The 15782-nt window shown below is 53.6% G+C and carries 12 protein-coding genes and 1 pseudogene; 10 read left to right on the forward strand and 3 right to left on the reverse strand.

The window, feature by feature from the left end:
• The first annotated feature begins 192 nt into the window (after nucleotides 1-192).
• Nucleotides 193-1185, forward strand: coding sequence for a class II fructose-bisphosphate aldolase (gene fba / locus BSG17_RS18860; RefSeq protein ID WP_089826871.1), 993 nt, complete (start codon nucleotides 193-195; stop codon nucleotides 1183-1185).
• Between the two features lie 266 nt (nucleotides 1186-1451).
• Here fba and BSG17_RS18865 read toward each other — a convergent pair whose 3' ends face one another.
• Nucleotides 1452-1874 (reverse strand): DUF2391 family protein, encoded by a 423-nt coding sequence (locus tag BSG17_RS18865; RefSeq protein ID WP_089826946.1) that lies wholly within the window; start codon nucleotides 1872-1874, stop codon nucleotides 1452-1454.
• Nucleotides 1875-4006: 2132 nt separating this feature from the next.
• On the opposite strand from BSG17_RS18865, the gene BSG17_RS27565 reads away from it, so the two are divergent.
• Nucleotides 4007-4183: a hypothetical protein gene (locus BSG17_RS27565; protein ID WP_211609213.1), complete on the forward strand. Its 177-nt coding sequence runs from the start codon at nucleotides 4007-4009 to the stop codon at nucleotides 4181-4183.
• Nucleotides 4184-4434: 251 nt separating this feature from the next.
• Here the strand turns inward: BSG17_RS27565 and BSG17_RS18875 are convergent, their stop codons facing one another.
• Nucleotides 4435-4950: a PIN domain-containing protein gene (locus BSG17_RS18875; protein ID WP_170864866.1), complete on the reverse strand. Its 516-nt coding sequence runs from the start codon at nucleotides 4948-4950 to the stop codon at nucleotides 4435-4437.
• Between BSG17_RS18875 and BSG17_RS26230 the strand changes: the two are divergent.
• A pseudogene (locus tag BSG17_RS26230) lies at nucleotides 4943-5071 on the forward strand (IS5/IS1182 family transposase); the annotation flags it as partial. The gene BSG17_RS18875 and the pseudogene BSG17_RS26230 overlap by 8 nt on opposite strands.
• Nucleotides 5072-5358: 287 nt before the next feature.
• Here BSG17_RS26230 and BSG17_RS18880 read toward each other — a convergent pair.
• Nucleotides 5359-6153, reverse strand: coding sequence for an IclR family transcriptional regulator (locus BSG17_RS18880; RefSeq protein ID WP_089826875.1), 795 nt, complete (start codon nucleotides 6151-6153; stop codon nucleotides 5359-5361).
• A 660-nt stretch (nucleotides 6154-6813) separates the two neighbouring features.
• Here BSG17_RS18880 and solA point away from each other — a divergent pair.
• From solA to BSG17_RS18915, 7 genes are all read left to right on the forward strand, one after another.
• Nucleotides 6814-7953 (forward strand): N-methyl-L-tryptophan oxidase, encoded by a 1140-nt coding sequence (gene solA / locus BSG17_RS18885; RefSeq protein ID WP_089826877.1) that lies wholly within the window; start codon nucleotides 6814-6816, stop codon nucleotides 7951-7953.
• 115 nt (nucleotides 7954-8068) lie between these two features.
• Nucleotides 8069-9250: a M24 family metallopeptidase gene (locus BSG17_RS18890; protein WP_089826879.1), complete on the forward strand. Its 1182-nt coding sequence runs from the start codon at nucleotides 8069-8071 to the stop codon at nucleotides 9248-9250.
• 44 nt (nucleotides 9251-9294) lie between these two features.
• Nucleotides 9295-10488 (forward strand): NAD(P)/FAD-dependent oxidoreductase, encoded by a 1194-nt coding sequence (locus BSG17_RS18895; protein WP_089826881.1) that lies wholly within the window; start codon nucleotides 9295-9297, stop codon nucleotides 10486-10488.
• Between the two features lie 325 nt (nucleotides 10489-10813).
• Nucleotides 10814-11755, forward strand: coding sequence for an ABC transporter substrate-binding protein (locus tag BSG17_RS18900; protein WP_211609215.1), 942 nt, complete (start codon nucleotides 10814-10816; stop codon nucleotides 11753-11755).
• Nucleotides 11756-11826: 71 nt separating this feature from the next.
• Entirely contained in the window at nucleotides 11827-12921 is a 1095-nt protein-coding gene (locus tag BSG17_RS18905) for an ABC transporter ATP-binding protein (protein ID WP_089826885.1), read from the forward strand.
• A gap of 5 nt (nucleotides 12922-12926) precedes the next feature.
• Entirely contained in the window at nucleotides 12927-13871 is a 945-nt protein-coding gene (locus tag BSG17_RS18910) for an ABC transporter permease (protein WP_139246703.1), read from the forward strand.
• Complete coding sequence (locus BSG17_RS18915; RefSeq protein ID WP_089826889.1) at nucleotides 13868-14710, forward strand: ABC transporter permease; 843 nt, start codon at nucleotides 13868-13870, stop codon at nucleotides 14708-14710. Before BSG17_RS18910 ends, BSG17_RS18915 begins: the two co-directional genes overlap by 4 nt.
• The last annotated feature ends 1072 nt before the right edge of the window (nucleotides 14711-15782 follow it).

The following is a 15782-nucleotide window of genomic DNA, read 5'->3' on the forward strand; positions in this document are numbered from 1 at the left end:
TCATTACGTTCTCACGTCTTCGACTGGAGCGGAGGTCGCCAAGAGAAGACCGACGACAAAAGTCGGATCCGACGGGAGGCTACCGCGCGCTTCCCACGGCCGGCATATATGTGCGTGCCAATACCAACAATATGTCATTTTCCACATGAATTATTACAGAGTCACGTGACACTGTAGTCGGGGTAATTCACGATGTCATTCCACAGCGGTACCGAGCTGGGTGCGGTGTACGACGAGGCGCTCGAAGAGGGGTTCGGTCTCGTCGCGAGCAACATCGCCGAGCCGAACGTGATGATGGGGCTCATGGAGGGAGCTTCGCAAGTAAACTCCGACTTGCTCTTACAGTTGAGTAGCGGAGCCTGTTCGTTTGCCGGCAACGGCGACCCCGTCGCGGGGTTGAAAGCCATGGGTGAATACATCGAGGTCATCGCCGAACAGTACGATGTCGGTGTCTTTCTCAACATGGACCACCAGACCGACATGGAGTTCATCGAGAAACAGGTCGAGTTGGACATCCCGTCGTCAATCATGATCGACGCCTCCCACGAACCGTTCGAGGAGAACATCGAGACCAGTCGCCAAGTGGTCGAGATGATCAACTCTGCCGGCCACGATATCTTGGTCGAGGCCGAACTGGGCCGTATCAAAGGCGTCGAGGACGAAATCGTCTCGGAGAAGGCGTTCTACACCGACCCCGAGGAGGCGGTCGAGTTCGTCGACCAGACCGGCTGTGACTTGCTCGCGATCTCGGTCGGGACCCAACACGGGGTCGCGAAGGGGCAGGACCTCGAACTCCGTCCGGATATCGCTCGGGACATCAGACAAGAGCTCCGCGACCACGGTCTCGACACGCCTCTGGTCCTCCACGGTTCGTCGGGCATCCTCCCCGAACAGCTCCAGCAACTGTTACAGCACGGCATCTGTAAGGTGAACAAAGACACACGGTACCAATACGAGTACACCCGGACGGCGTTCGATCTGTACCGTGAGCACACTGACGAACTCGTCCCCCCAGAGGGGGTCGAGGACGACCGCGACGGCTTCTACAACGCCAGCGACTGGTCGCCGAACAAAGACCACTTCGACCCTCGTGTGAGTGGGCGCCTCATCCGCGAACGCATCGCCGAGGTCTATGCCGACCTCGCCGAAATCTCCGGGAGCGCTGGAGAGAGCCGCTTCACGTGATCAATCGACCGGGCTGCGATCGACGTAGTCTGGCTGGTAACGCTGCCTTCCGGGTCAGCGGACAGGTGTCCACGTGGACGCCAGACGGCGGTCAGAGGTTGACGGTAGCTGTCCAGCCGGCGGGAATGCGGGAGCCGTCAGGAACAGATTAGTCTCAGAGGGCCTCTACAATCGATTCGTCGGAATCCTTCCAAGCGAGTTACCACTTCCCTACGAGATGCGACGTTTGGGGTACGTCGGTCGGGCGTTCGTGAAAACGGTAGCCCTCAGAACAGACTGTCCGTCGTCACCGCACCAACCACGCTGAAGACCGAGGCGACGCTGAGCGCCCGTAACGTAACGTGCAGACGGTCAGTCGGTGAGAGTTCGGCGAGGAAGAGGTCCGGTGCGGTGATCGCGAACGCGAGAACCCCCACTGAACCGAACGCGACGATCACCACGGAGATGAATCGGACCGGGATACCGAGGACTGCAGCCTCACGAGCGGGGTCGCGGCCGTCATCTGCACCGTACAACCCGCCATATCCGATAGTCATGATGGCGCCAACGAGGAACAGACTGTGGAAGACGGTCATGTTCTGAGCTAGCATCCACACCTCTTGGGTTACGACGAACGGGCCGGCGAGTAGGAACCCACCGACGATCTGCTGGGCAGTATCAGCGAGTTTGTGCTTCTGGCGTTGCTTCATACGTTCGTAGTGTCGGTTCACATGTATACCTGTTCGGGGCACTGCCAGCCTAACACTCGTTTAGAAGTGCGGGTGAGAAACACCCTGTACGGTGGTGTTCTGTCTGAGAACTAGCCGCTGTCGCGTTTCTTCGTGAAGATGGCGCTGCCACAAGTGAACGGAATCACGTGCTTCATCCACCAGAAGCGGCACCGATTCACACATCAAGCCAGCACAGCGACTGCGAGTCGCTCCCGCCCGCGGAAGCCGAGTCGCTGTCCTCTCCTCGTGAGAGCATGGCGCTGCGGACGATCGTCCTGCACATACAGAGTCCCGTCGTCGTTCGAGAAGACGCCCACGGGGAAGAGCAAACGAATCCGGACAGGTGTTCAACGTTCTCGCTCGATGATATCACATCTCTCCTAACAAATATTCGAGTAACGTATAAATCCCGTACTTGGGTCATATTTCACACACTCGCAAACACCCCCCACACGGTCGCTTACTCCTCTGACGGACAGAGCAGATGGGACGTGCGGCGATACGCAGGCACATCGAGATACGCTTGGATGCGCTCGCGGTCCTCATCCGTGATGCCCTGGACAGCAGCTGCCGACGTGTTATGTGTATTTATCGATAGTTACTCGACCTAATCTTCGTGAAACAAGATAATAGATTATTTTTAACTCATCTAGATATATAACTTTCTGGAAGTTCAATATGACAGTCGTAATGGTCTCAATAACGTGGCCCCCCGGCGCTGATGGTCGGCTTGGTGCTACCGATCGCCACGGGAACCACCTTGAGAGCCGCAGGGGTACCTGACTGTGAGGACTGCGGATGGGGAAGAAGTAGTCGACGATTATCGGGCACCTCAGAGATATCTCGCGGACGCGAACTACAATAGTAGTATTGTAGCGTTATAGAAAGACTACCAAACTTATAATTCTGTACAATGGAGATAGCATGGGGGAGTAATGGTTGGCAAACTACAGCACATGACGAAGGTAACCCATCGCTAATGTACGTTTGCACAGGTTTTGCACTCCGAATATGAGATACTGCCATCGGAGACCGTCGTCGAGTACGGGAAACAGACGGGTCACGAACTCCAGGTTGCCGCACTCACAGTGTAACCTAGCCAGGAATAATATTGTAAGGTATGAACAACACTATACACTGAATGGAGAGACTAAGAGATGGGGAAAGTGCCTTTGACACAGGACTCCAAGCAACGTGGATGTCGCAAACAAGGGGTTTCAGCCACCCATGTAACAGAATTTAGACATGTTTGTTGATTCATTGTTTATATTGAATGAGTAGCTTCATGAGTGGTATCAACGTCAGAAATTCAACGGCGCACCGAACCGGCTCAGAACAAACAGCCGGTTCTACAGAACCAGCAACCGAGAGTCAGACCCAGCGAGCGTTACAGACTCAGACCCGACCGAACCGCTGTCCTCGTAGGAACCAGAACTACCGTCGACAACGGTAAAGCAGCTACAGCTTCTTCCGGCGCGTCGATAGCGCGGCACGGAATTGGTACGAGAGTCGTGTCTCACTGGCCGTCACGGGCTGGTCGATTCTCACCGCGCGGCTAGTGGTGGGAATAGCCGGTCGGTGTGGCCTTCTTTTTTGTTACGTGCCCGTTCGCCCGCTTCTCGCCACCTCATCCAACCTCCACGGTCCGGGCGGCTCACGAGTTGCCGGGGTTTCGCTATCGTTTGGGCTGGGGGTCATTCGACATAGGCAGGTTCGTGGTTTCCCAATCAGTGGTAGGGGAGCGTGTCTTGTGTAGTCACGACTTCGTTGGTATTCATTTAATCTGCGCCTTGGGGTTCCCACCACTCACAGTCTGGACACTGCTCGATGCCGTTGATTCTCCGTGTCTTATGATCGCAGTATGGACACGGCTGAGTCGACAGTTCGGCTGGTTTTGCGTCACTCATAGATATGGATGCGACCCACAGACTCTAATAGCAATATCTGTCCATGGAAGGCTCACTCAGAATTTAGCTTTAATCGAGGGGTGCTAAGCTCCCTCCTCGACGAGCGCCGACCGAAGGGAAAGCGTGAGCAGGAGAAGAATACAGCGCCCGCACGGCGTACTTTCATCTCACACTTACACCGGTGAGACGGTGTGTCTCGCTATCGTGCACATCATAGACGCCACAGCTCCGAGTATAGAGAAGCCCAGCACGTTGGAGGTCACTGCAGGCCCTTTCGACGACGAGCGGATGGCTGTCGATTGCTGCGATGAGCTCGTCGATGGGCATCGGTCCGCGACGCTCAAGACGGAAGAGGACCGCCCGCTCAACCGACGTGTGTGAGCCGTTGCTCTCCTCGAAGTCGCTCCCCGGTATGTGCGTCGCTGATGGGTGGACGTCGCCTGAGTTAGTTCTCATACTGAAGGTGCCAGTCTCGAATCCAATATAGTCACACCCGACTATGCGCTGGTCCCTCGGAAGACAAAGCGCCTGTTCGAAACAGACGCTGAGTAACCCACGACAGCGCTCACAGACATTTACATTACTACGGAGCAATCATTTAGACATGGACACCGATCTGAAGTACATGACTATCAGTCGATGAGCTCGTGCAGGAAGTTGCGTCCTTCAACGGCCGACACGCGATCGCCAATACCCACCGCAGAAAGCGCATCTCTGATTGCCCGTTCGGCAATCTGATCACTGACAAAAACACTGACGTGGGAAGCACCTTCTGCGACGTACTGATACGCGAACCCAGCGAGAATCGTATCCGTCTCCTCGATTTCGTCTTCTGTGACGTCGTCTGCTGAGAGCACTTCCATCCGTGCTCGTCTTTTATCCACAACTTCTGGCACACGAGGCACAGAGAAGTCGATGTGACCAGGTTCGAGCCAGCCGGAATCCTGTGCTCCGCGGAGACAATCGCGCTGGTATTCATATCCACCAAGACTTTCGCCCAACTCTTCGGCCACCGATTCAGGTACGGTGACGGTGATGGGCTGCTTGCGAACGAACCGTTCGAACGCCTGGTATTTTTCGTTCGAGGGACCACCCATCGCGAAGGGGACGCTACTGTCGATGATGGTAGTGCTGTCGCTGGAATCCACCGTCCCGGAAAGTGGCGGCGGATTCGCCGACTATACACTCGTTTCTCTCCCCTGTCACCGGATTTACCTCGATACGTCCTACCGAATGACGATCGACCTGCTGAAGGAGATGTCCTCGTTGATGGAGAGGTAACTGACCCCTCGTATGATGCTGCTGAGACGACGGATCGAAAGAACCGAGCACAATCACGTTTCGACCGGCTTGCAGAACGACCATCCAGTGAGGATAAGTCACAGTGAACCGCCTTGGGGTTGTTCCCGCGTTACTTCATATAGGATCACGGGACACGACTGTTCGCAAGCAGTGTTTCTTACAGATTCCTTTGGCTACTGGACTATCTTCTCTCGATGAGGAGCAAACGGTCGAATCGAATACACGGACCGAAACTATAGCTACTGATCTATCAGCTACTCGTCAGCTGATCCATATCGGTCAGCAAAGTGTGCCTCAATGCGCTCTTCGAAAGCATCTACCTGTTCGTTGAGTGTCTCGATAGCAGAGTGACGAATCTCGTTGTCGTGGAGATATGTCGGTGCACTCAAATTTAGCGAACCACACACGTCGTCCATTGGTGTTTTGACCACTTTCGAGATCGCCCAGAGGCCGTCAATTGCTTCCTCGTCACTCGTGGCGTACCCTTGCTCGCGAACCCGTTCTAGTTCTGCGAACAACTCTTCTTCACTCGAAATTGTCTGTTCTGTTTGTTTCGGCAACCCCCATTGATCGATAATTCGCTCGACTCGACTTCGAGGATACTCGGCGAGCATGGCTTTTCCGGAAGCAGTGCTGTGGACATGAAAGAACCGACCGTCGGTGAGGAAGTGAGATTCGTCTGAGAAATTGAGCTCATTGTGAAGCGAAATCACGTGACCGTTCTCTTCTACGGCGAAGTCCGCTTCGAGCTTAGTTGCTTGGCCCAGTTGAGCGACGATGTCTCCTGCAATGAGGTACTCAGGTTTCCGACGACGTACGTAATCACCGATGTGACAGAACTTCGCCCCAATGTTGTATGTCGTTCCTTCCCGGACCACGTAGCCATACTGCAAAAGGGTGTTGAGGTGGTTGTGGATGGTACTGTGTGCAAGATCGAGTTCCTCAGTTAATTCTGTGGCTGTCGCCCCACCCTGTTGAACGAGTGTCTCTATCAATTGAAGGGATGCCTCTGTGGTGCTCAGGATCCGTCCGGTCGTTTTCGGTTCCATACTTGCCACTCTCTTTGTGAGCACTATTGAGGTAGTGGTTGATACCACCTACCACAGCCGATATAAAAATAAGGCGCCCTTGGCTAGGGGAAACAATTTCTGTATATAGATTCCAGGACGACTTTGTAAAATATACTTAAAGAGGTGATTAGAGACAAAATATACAGAAAATTCCCATATAAATACAATTATTCAGAATATAAGACTCTGAGCCATACTATAACTACAAAAATTGTGTATACCCCTCCAGAGCCAGCCTCTCGAACCATTACGACCTTACTGATGTAATGGAATGGTTTGTTTCGAGCAGAGACTTAAATACTCCCACATACAGTAGATGACTGTACAGAGTCTCTTGAGCAGCCTTGCAACGTCGAATACCAGCGACAGAGAGAGTACACGAATACAAGTAAATCCGACTTCTGTGTAAGTATAAATAGGACTGGTTGTTCCTTGGCCGGTTCCCCCAGTAAGGTCAGCAATTGTGAGCAAACGAACTTGATTTAGTAATTGGTCACTCAACATCTCCTATTTAAACATCCACGTTTTGTGCATCATCACACAATAAGAGAGCTCAACCAACCGCCCAGAGGCGGTGATATCTTCTTGTTCACAACGCATTAGGTGGGTGTGTCACACGTTTCCAAATCCAGAACGTCAATGACCAGTTCCGACACACACTACGATGTCATCGTTGTCGGCGTCGGCGGTATGGGCAGTGCAGCAACGTACCATCTAGCAAAACGTGGACACGATGTTCTTGGGTTAGAGCAATTCGACATCCCACACGAGAAGGGTTCAAACCACGGTGTCACCCGTATTATCCGGAAGGCCTATTTCGAGAGTCCTGCTTACGTGCCACTCCTTGACCGAGCCTACGAAAATTGGGAGACTCTTCAGGAGGAGAATGGACGCCAGCTACTCCACTTACACGGGTCGATTACAGCCGGACGGCCGGATGAGAAGAACCTCAATGGGGCAGTAAAGGCCTGTGAAATTCACGACCTCCCCTACGAAGTGCTGACGAGCGACGAGCTCTCGTCGCGCTTCCCAGGGTACCAGCTCCCGGATGAGTTCAAAGCCGTGTATCAACCTGACGGTGGCTTTCTTGCATCCGACCGATGTCTCATTGCCCACGTTGAGGAGGCGTTCAATTACGGCGCTGAGATTCACGCACGAGAGCAGGTTCTCGACTGGAAGCCAACATCGACGGGCGTTCGTGTTGAGACCGACGACGAAGTGTATACTGCCGATCGCCTCGTCATCAGTGCTGGCCCGTGGGCCCAGGAACTCGTTGAGGAACTCGCTGGAAGTGCGACTCCCGAGCGACAAGTACTTGGGTGGCTTCAACCCAACAAGCCGTCGAACTTTACCCCGGAGAATTTTCCAATCTTCACTGCAACACTAGAGGGTGAACCGTTCTACGGCTTTCCGACGTTCGAAGCCCCAGGGTTCAAGATCGGTAGACACCACCATCTCGAACAGGACACGACACCTGAGACGCTCGACGATACACCACGTCCGGAAGACGAACGACTCCTCCGCAACGCTGCAGAGACGTATTTTCCGAGCGGTGCTGGACCGACGCTGCGACTTGCCACGTGTATGTATACGAACTCACCGGATGAAGAGTTCGTCATCGATACACATCCGGCGTACTCGAACGTGGTCCTCGCAGCCGGGTTCTCTGGTCATGGCTACAAATTCTGTAGCGTGGTCGGTGAGATACTTGCTGACCTTGCGATCGACGGGGAAACAGAACATCCAATCGATCTGTTCCGATTCGACAGACTCGGATGACACCGCATGCTGACCAGAGAGGTGACGTGACAACCGATCCAAACCACGGACGACGTTTTGAACCCCCCTTACTCTGCACAAAAAATTGAAATAGGAGACTCTACCATGTGGTATCATGGCACAACTTGCCAGACAGCCATTTAGCCATGCGGAGTATCGCAGTCGCCTCAGTGAGACCCAAGAGCGGATGGAAGCAAACGGACTCGACGTGCTCTTAGTGACGGATCCAGCGAACATGTTCTATCTCTCTGGGTACAATGCGTATTCATTTTACGTGCCACAGATTCTCATCGTCACTCCAGAACAAGACCAGCCGATATGGGTAGGTCGCGAACAAGATTACACGTGTGCTGCCAAGACGACTTGGCTCGACAGCGACAACATCGTCGTCTACACCGACGACTACGTCGACTCCGATCTGCATCCCATGAGTTTCGTCGCAGATATTCTCGACGAACTGGAGAAGGCATCGTCAAATGTCGGCGTCGAGATGAACGCAGATCACTTTTCTGCACACGCCTATCATGAACTGTCTCAGGCGCTCTCGGATGCAAGCCTCCACGACGTCACGAAGCTCGTGAACTATGTCCGGATGGTGAAAAGTGATGCCGAAGTCGAGTGCCACAGGCAGGCCGCTAAAATCTCTCAGCGAGCGATGGAACGCGGTATCGATGCTATCGACGTGGGCGTTCGCCAGTGCGACGCGGCTGCGACGGTGTATCAGGCACTGCTCGAAGGGACCGACGAAACTGGGGGCGACTACCCTGCAATCGTCCCACTGATGCCGTCTGGAGAGGGTACTGGCTCACCACATCTGACGTGGACGAACGAGACCTACAAAGAAGGGGAGCCGGTCATCCTCGAACTCGCGGGCGTGGTAAATCGCTATCACTCACCGCTGACTAGAACGATCTTCCTCGGTGAACCACCGGAACGAGCCCGCACCGCTTCACAAGTCATCATCGACGGATTGGAAGCAGCACTCGACGCCGTCGAACCGGGCGTCACGTGCGAAGCGGTTGAGCAGGCGTGGCGAGACGAGATCACCGGGACAACGGTCGAAAAGGAGTCACGAATCGGCTACTCGACCGGTATCGGTTACCCACCGTCGTGGGTCGAGAAGACTGCGAGCATCCGACCAGGTGATACGACAGAACTGCAAGAGAACATGGTATTCCACATGATTCCCGGCGTCTGGTTCGACGACTACGGGATCGAAATCAGCGAATCGTTCCTCGTAACCGAAGATGGCGCAGAAGTGCTAGCTGATTACCCACGAGAGCTGATTGTCAAATAGTAAGCTCGCAAACGAAGACACAGACACATCAAAGGATATCATACATGAGCAGTGCACCTGAGTTGCCGGCGGAGACCGATGTGGTCGTCGTCGGCGGTGGCGTTATCGGAACAAGTATCGCATACTTCTTGTCGACGGAAACAGATCGCGAAGTAACCGTCGTAGAGAAAGACTCGATCGGAGCCGGATCAACTGGAGACTCATCGGCCATAATCAGACATCACTATGGGGCAAAGAAAGTCTATACGCAGATGGCTCAATGGAGTCACGAGTTTTACCGCCACTTCGAGGAGAAAGTCGGCGAGCCGATTGCGTATGCTGAAAGCCGCCGAGTGACCTTCTCCGAGGAGGGAACGGAGACTGCGGACTACGCCGAGTCCGGACGTGAGATTCTCGACGATCTCGACATTCCGGTCTCTCGATACGAGGAATCGGACATGTCTGCACAGTTCCCGATGTTCGCGCTCGATGAATTCGACTTCGCTGTCAGTGACGATACAGCCGCATATTCCGATGGGACGGACGTGGCATCCGGGTTCGCACGTGCGGTGCAGGGAGGAAGTGGAACGGTCGTCACCGGCGTCGCGGTCGAAGGGTTCGAAGTCGAAGATGGGGAGGTCGTTGGCGTCGACACAGATGATGGCGTGGTCGAGTGCGACGAAGTCGTGATTGCTGCTGGACCGTGGACACCCCGGCTTACGGAGCTCGTTGGCGTCGAAGTCCCAGTCACGTCATCCCGTGAACGTGTTCTCATTCTCGACCCGACGATAGACTATCACAAGCAGTACTCAGAGCTGCCACCGATTGCTGGACTGCCTGGAGGATATTACATACGCTCAGAGTTCGGTGAAGGTGTGCTCATCGCAACGCATCATTCCGGTGAGCAGTGTGATCCGGACCGGTATCAGAATACCCCTGACGAGGAAACGTTATTAGAACTTCACGGAACCCTCTCGGAGTATATTCCCGACTTGACGGACGCAGGTGTGCAGGGGCGGTACAGCGGCGTGTACTCAAACACGCCTGATCATGATTTTATCATTGATCATTGTGGGCCGGATGACTGTTACGTCGCATGTGGCTTCTCAGGTCACGGGTTCAAGCAAGCGCCCGCAGTCGGGAAGCTGGTCACCGACCTGGTCGTGAAGGGAGAGTCAGAAATCGCCGATTTAGAACACTTTTCGCTGGCTCGCTTCGAGGACAACGAGCACGGTCATGGTGGTGAAATCCAGTTCTGAACCCATCGAAATTGACGTCGCGAGTGGTATAAATTGTATACTTACTTTTCACCCAGACTTCCAAAGATTTTATATGTGGTAGCTCACCACATGTGATGTGAGGGCACAACACATGCCACAAGAGAGTTGCTCATCCAGTGCATCACGTCGTACGTTCCTCCGGACGACCGGGGCTGCAGCGATTACGACCACCGCTCTGAGCGGGTGTCTAGGCGGCGGAGGTGGGAACGGAAGCAATGACTCAGGGGGAACAACCGGAAGCAGCGGGAACGAGCTTGCAGACCAGATAACGTTCTACTCTACCGGTGGATCCTGGGCACGCAAGATGGACGAAGCGTTGCTCAAGCCATTCACCGAAGAGACCGGCGTCAAGGTGAACCTGCAGACCTACGGGAACCCGAGTTCGATGCTCTCGAAGATCAAGGCAGGGCAGGCGAACGTGGACGCGATGCTCATGACGGATCCACCGTTGTATCAGGGAATTAAAGACGAGATCTGGGCACCGCTACGAACCAAGAATATCCCGAATATCGACCGCATCACGACACTCAAACCCTCGAAAGTGCCGTACGACCCAGGAGACCGAATTCACCACGTCCCGAATACCTACGGTGCGTACGGACTGGTCTACAACACCAACAAAGTGAGCTCAGAACCGAAAAGCTGGGGAGATCTCTACACAAGTGAGCTGCAGGGCAAACTCACGATGAGCCAGTTTACGTCGTCAGTGGTTGGCACCGCAGCACTAGACCTCGGCTACGACATCAATAAGTTCGCTAAGGACGATTCAAAAGTGAAGAAGGTCTGGGAACAGGTCAAAAAGCAAAACAAGTACATGTACCAGTGGTGGGATTCGGCGACTACTGCCCAGCAGATGTATACCAACAACTCTAGTGTGGCCGGAAACTTCTGGGTTGGACGTACTCGGGTTCTCAACAACGAGAACAACGTTCCAGTGAAGTATACGCTTCCGGAGAACGGTGCAGTCGGGTATGCAAGTGTCTGGGCGATCAACGCGAATATTGATGATCCCAAGCGCTACACGTGCGAGCGACTCCTGAACTACATCCTTGCAGACGACCCATCACGACGCCTCGCCAAGATCATCAGCTACGCACAGGCAAATAAGATCACCAATCCACCAGAGTCCTACAAGTCAATCCCGGACCGACAACAGCCAGAGAAGGTGAAAGTGTGGGATCAGTCTATATTCCAAAAACATCAGCAAGACTGGTCACAGAAGTTCCAGCAGATCGTCCGTGGGTGACTGAATGATGGTTTCCCCAAATGATACTGTTGAAACGGCTTACTAACTGCCAGTAGATACCACGACACACAATGACACAACCAGCAGTTCAAACAGACCGATTAGTCAAAGAGTTCGGTGACCTCCGCGCAGTCGACGAATTAGCATTCGAAATCGAGAATGGTGAGTTCTTTTCACTGCTTGGACCGAGTGGCTGTGGGAAGTCCACAACGCTCCGGATGCTTGCCGGCTTCGAACAACCGACCGAAGGTGACGTCTACGTTGACAACGAACGGATCACCGATGTACCACCGTACAACCGAGACGTCGGAATGGTCTTCCAAAGCTATGCGCTGTTTCCGCACAAGACAGTCGGTCAAAATGTCGGATTCGGGCTCAAGATGGACGGTGTTGATCCCGAGGAACGCAGCACGCGAGTTGCAGAAACGCTTGAATTGGTTGGTCTGCCCGGATTCGAAGACCGCTCACCGACGGAGCTATCTGGTGGCCAACAACAACGCGTGGCCCTCGCCCGTGCGCTTGTCATCGAACCATCGGTCCTCTTGCTTGACGAACCCTTGTCGAACCTCGACCTGAAACTGCGCAAAGAGATGCAGTTCGAGCTCAAGCGTATCCAATCGGAACTAGACATTACAACAGTCTACGTAACCCACGACCAGGAAGAGGCGCTGTCGATGAGTGATAAAATTCTGGTGATGAACAACGGCAAACCAGAACAAATCGGAACCCCTCGTGAAGTGTACAACGAACCAGCCAATGAGTTCGTCGCCGCTTTCATGGGTGAGTCGAACATCCTCGATGCTCGCGTCGTCAACGTCCACAGTGAAACGCTTGATATCGAACTCAACGGGTCAACTCAACAGTCGCTGTCCGTACCCCGTTCCGCACTGACAGACACCATCGACAGTACGACTGAGAACGTCTCGCTGTCCCTGCGGGCAGAGGACCTCGAACTTGTCAACGGATCTGTCACAGAGGACGAGACACTCGAAGGCGAAGTTAAGACAAAGACGTTTCAAGGTAAGGCGACGACCTTTCTCGTAGATATTGACGGTGAAGAAGTGCTTGTAGAAGCACCTGGTCGTCGTTCACAGAACCGCTTTCAGACCGGTGACCGCGTGCAGGTGAAGTGGGACCAACAGAACTGTACGGTTCTGGCGAGGTGATCACGATGAGTTACGCATCTAGGCTCCGGAGTCTCCTTCCGGCCCATGTCTCGAAGCAACTCCATCGCTTTAGTTCGCTTTCACAGCGATACAAGAACGTCGTTCCAGCGCTCCAGTTGACGACTGGTCTGGCAGTGCTGGCACTGTTTCTGTCGTCGCTCGCGATCATCGTCTTTTATAGCTTCTTGATGCAGGCACCACCTCAGACTGGGGCCGAGTTCACGATACAAAACTACGTGGAGTTTTTGAGTAACGACCTTTATCGGCTCGTTCTGTGGCAGTCACTCGTTATCGCAGTCGAGTCGACGGTCGCAGCACTACTGGTCGCGTATCCAGTCGCATATTATCTTGCGTTCACTGAGAGCGAACACAAGAACCTCATGCTCCTGTTAGTGATCCTTCCGTTCTGGATCAACCTCGTCATCCGAACGTACGCCTGGCGACTTATTCTCGGGAACCAGGGGATCGTTAACTATCTCCTCGTAGATATCTTTGCTATCTACAACCAGCCACAGAACCTCCTGTTCTCACAGGGATCGATAGTCCTCGGTCTCTTGCACATCTTCCTTCCGTACATGGTACTGCCGATGTACGTCTCGCTCGACAATATCGACCGCGAGCATATTGAGGCCGCAAAGAACCTCGGCGCCAACGACGTACAGGCGTTCTATGAGGTAACATTACCACAGAGTCTGCCAGGTGCAGCAGCCGGCATCGTGCTCTCGTTCGTCCTCGCATTCGGGGCGTTCGTCGTGCCGCTTCTCCTCGGTGGCACAGAGAACCTCATGATCGCGAATCTCATCGGGCAGGCGTTCATCGAACAGTTCGACTGGAGTCTCGGGAGCGCCATGGCGATCTGCGTGACCGTGTTCGTCCTCGCGTTCGTCTATGTGTTTAACTCCATCGTCGGACTCGAAGAACTATACAGTGCAGGTGGTGATGCAGAATGAATACCGTTCATCGTGTCCTCGAACGTGTCGAAGTAGCGAATACGACCAGAAAGCGAGTCCTCGCAGGATTCACTGGGCTCGTCTATCTGTTCCTGTACGCACCGATCGCCATCGTCATCTTGTTGTCGTTCACCGAAAGTCGGGTCCCAACGTTCCCGATGGATGGCTTTACGTTTAAGTGGTACGCTCAACTGCTTCCGCCAGGAGCCGACCAGCAGATACTCGGAGCATTGCTCCAGAGCGTGCAGATTGCCGTGATCTCCGCTCTTGGTGCCGGTCTCTTCGGCACAATCACTGCATTGGGGATGGTCCGGAGTGACTTCAAGAGTCGGTGGCTTAGTTCACAGCTGCTGAATACGCTGTTTTTGGCACCGATTGTTGTCCCCTGGGTCGTTACAGGCATTGCAATGCTAACGCTCTACAACATTATCGGCATTCAGGGGAGTTTCCTCTCGGTTGTCATCGGTCACATTATTATTACGATGCCGTTTGTCATTATGGTCGTCTCCTCACGGCTCTACGGCTTCGACCGCGAGCTCGAAGAGGCGGCGAAGAATCTCGGAGCGTCTGAACTACGGACGTTTTACGAAGTGACGTTGCCACTCATTGCCCCCGGAATCATCGCTGGAATGCTATTTGCGTTCACCATCTCCTTCGACAATTTCACGCAAACATTTTTCTGGGTTGGAACGGGGACTGAAACACTGCCCATCGTGATCTATTCGAAAATCCGGACTGGACTTGATCCGACGATTAATGCCATTGGGACACTGATCGTACTGTTCTCCCTTTCGATCGCTGTTGCGGCAGAAAAACTCTCCGCACGGCTGGTTGAATAGCACCCGATATCCCTCCAAAATTTCTTTAAACACTTATGTCTATACTGTTCGAGGTGATCTATCACTCGAGTTTCGAACTCCTTTCAGGCTTGAGAACTCGTGGTTGATTACATTACACTCTCTGTGCCCCTAAGAAGTCTGTTGACGTCCTCTCATTATCTGAGTATACGTCATATCGCTCGTCGAAACCGTTTTGTAACCCTTGAACACAGTATCCAGTTGATCTAAACCACAAACCGTAGTTCGGAGTGTCCTGCGCCGCTAGCTTCACGACTGAAAGGGACTCGTTGCTCCCTGCTTAGTAACGACGTGACTTGTCGGGTCCAATAGTAATCTGAAAACAGGATATTGAGGCGAGTAACAATTTTAGCAGCTGAGAAGGACATCGTTGCTGACGTCTACGCCGATCTCGCTCAGAGAGAGTGGAACGTTAAGACGACAGACTATAGTTTTAGTATTGTATCGAAGTAGTTGTACAAACTATGGTACAGACCGATGCGCTTGAGCGATTACCACGGGGCACAAGCGCCCTGAGTCAGAGGGAGTTCACTGTCGGAATGGTGCGAACACACCATCTTCCCCCGGTTCTCAGTCATCATGGACTGGACGTCGGCCAGCACCGGACACGTTGACCGACTGTGGAGAACTCCATTTGCTCCAGAAGAGCGAATCAGGTAGTCGAAGGACACGAAGACGTAGTCAAGCGTTTCGAGGGCGATTAGAGCCCAAGACTGACGCTCAGCGCGTAGAACTCTCTATCGGGTCCTTGACGATTTATAGGAAAAGTTGTTTGCGTCGGTCAGCGTCTGGTACGGCCATCGAACACCTAAGTCTACCGTGCGACGATTCACGCCCGCCGTAAACGGCTGGATTTCTCTTGCCTCAAGAAGATAGGAACCCCGGAAAATGGATTGAACAGTGTCCTCTTTACATATATGATGGCCTGGTATCTGGGTCCCCGGTATAGCCGATCCAACTACCTGCTGCCCTGCCGAATCTCGACTGCGCTCTCTATGTACAGACTCGACGTCGACATCCTCAATAGAAGCCGGTAGACGCGCCAGCTCCTGGT

This window comes from Halogranum amylolyticum (assembly GCF_900110465.1).
Classification (GTDB): domain Archaea; phylum Halobacteriota; class Halobacteria; order Halobacteriales; family Haloferacaceae; genus Halogranum; species Halogranum amylolyticum.

What these genes read in the sequence shown, in the direction of transcription:
- BSG17_RS18915 (WP_089826889.1), top strand. Translation starts at nt 13,868, where the DNA reads ATGAATACCGTTCATCGTGTCCTCGAACGTGTCGAAGTAGCGAATACG.
- BSG17_RS18900 (WP_211609215.1), top strand. Translation starts at nt 10,814, where the DNA reads ATGGACGAAGCGTTGCTCAAGCCATTCACCGAAGAGACCGGCGTCAAG.
- BSG17_RS18865 (WP_089826946.1), bottom strand. Translation starts at nt 1,874, where the DNA reads ATGAAGCAACGCCAGAAGCACAAACTCGCTGATACTGCCCAGCAGATC.
- solA (WP_089826877.1), top strand. Translation starts at nt 6,814, where the DNA reads ATGACCAGTTCCGACACACACTACGATGTCATCGTTGTCGGCGTCGGC.
- BSG17_RS18905 (WP_089826885.1), top strand. Translation starts at nt 11,827, where the DNA reads ATGACACAACCAGCAGTTCAAACAGACCGATTAGTCAAAGAGTTCGGT.
- BSG17_RS18910 (WP_139246703.1), top strand. Translation starts at nt 12,927, where the DNA reads ATGAGTTACGCATCTAGGCTCCGGAGTCTCCTTCCGGCCCATGTCTCG.
- BSG17_RS18895 (WP_089826881.1), top strand. Translation starts at nt 9,295, where the DNA reads ATGAGCAGTGCACCTGAGTTGCCGGCGGAGACCGATGTGGTCGTCGTC.
- BSG17_RS18880 (WP_089826875.1), bottom strand. Translation starts at nt 6,153, where the DNA reads ATGGAACCGAAAACGACCGGACGGATCCTGAGCACCACAGAGGCATCC.
- BSG17_RS18890 (WP_089826879.1), top strand. Translation starts at nt 8,069, where the DNA reads ATGGCACAACTTGCCAGACAGCCATTTAGCCATGCGGAGTATCGCAGT.
- fba (WP_089826871.1), top strand. Translation starts at nt 193, where the DNA reads ATGTCATTCCACAGCGGTACCGAGCTGGGTGCGGTGTACGACGAGGCG.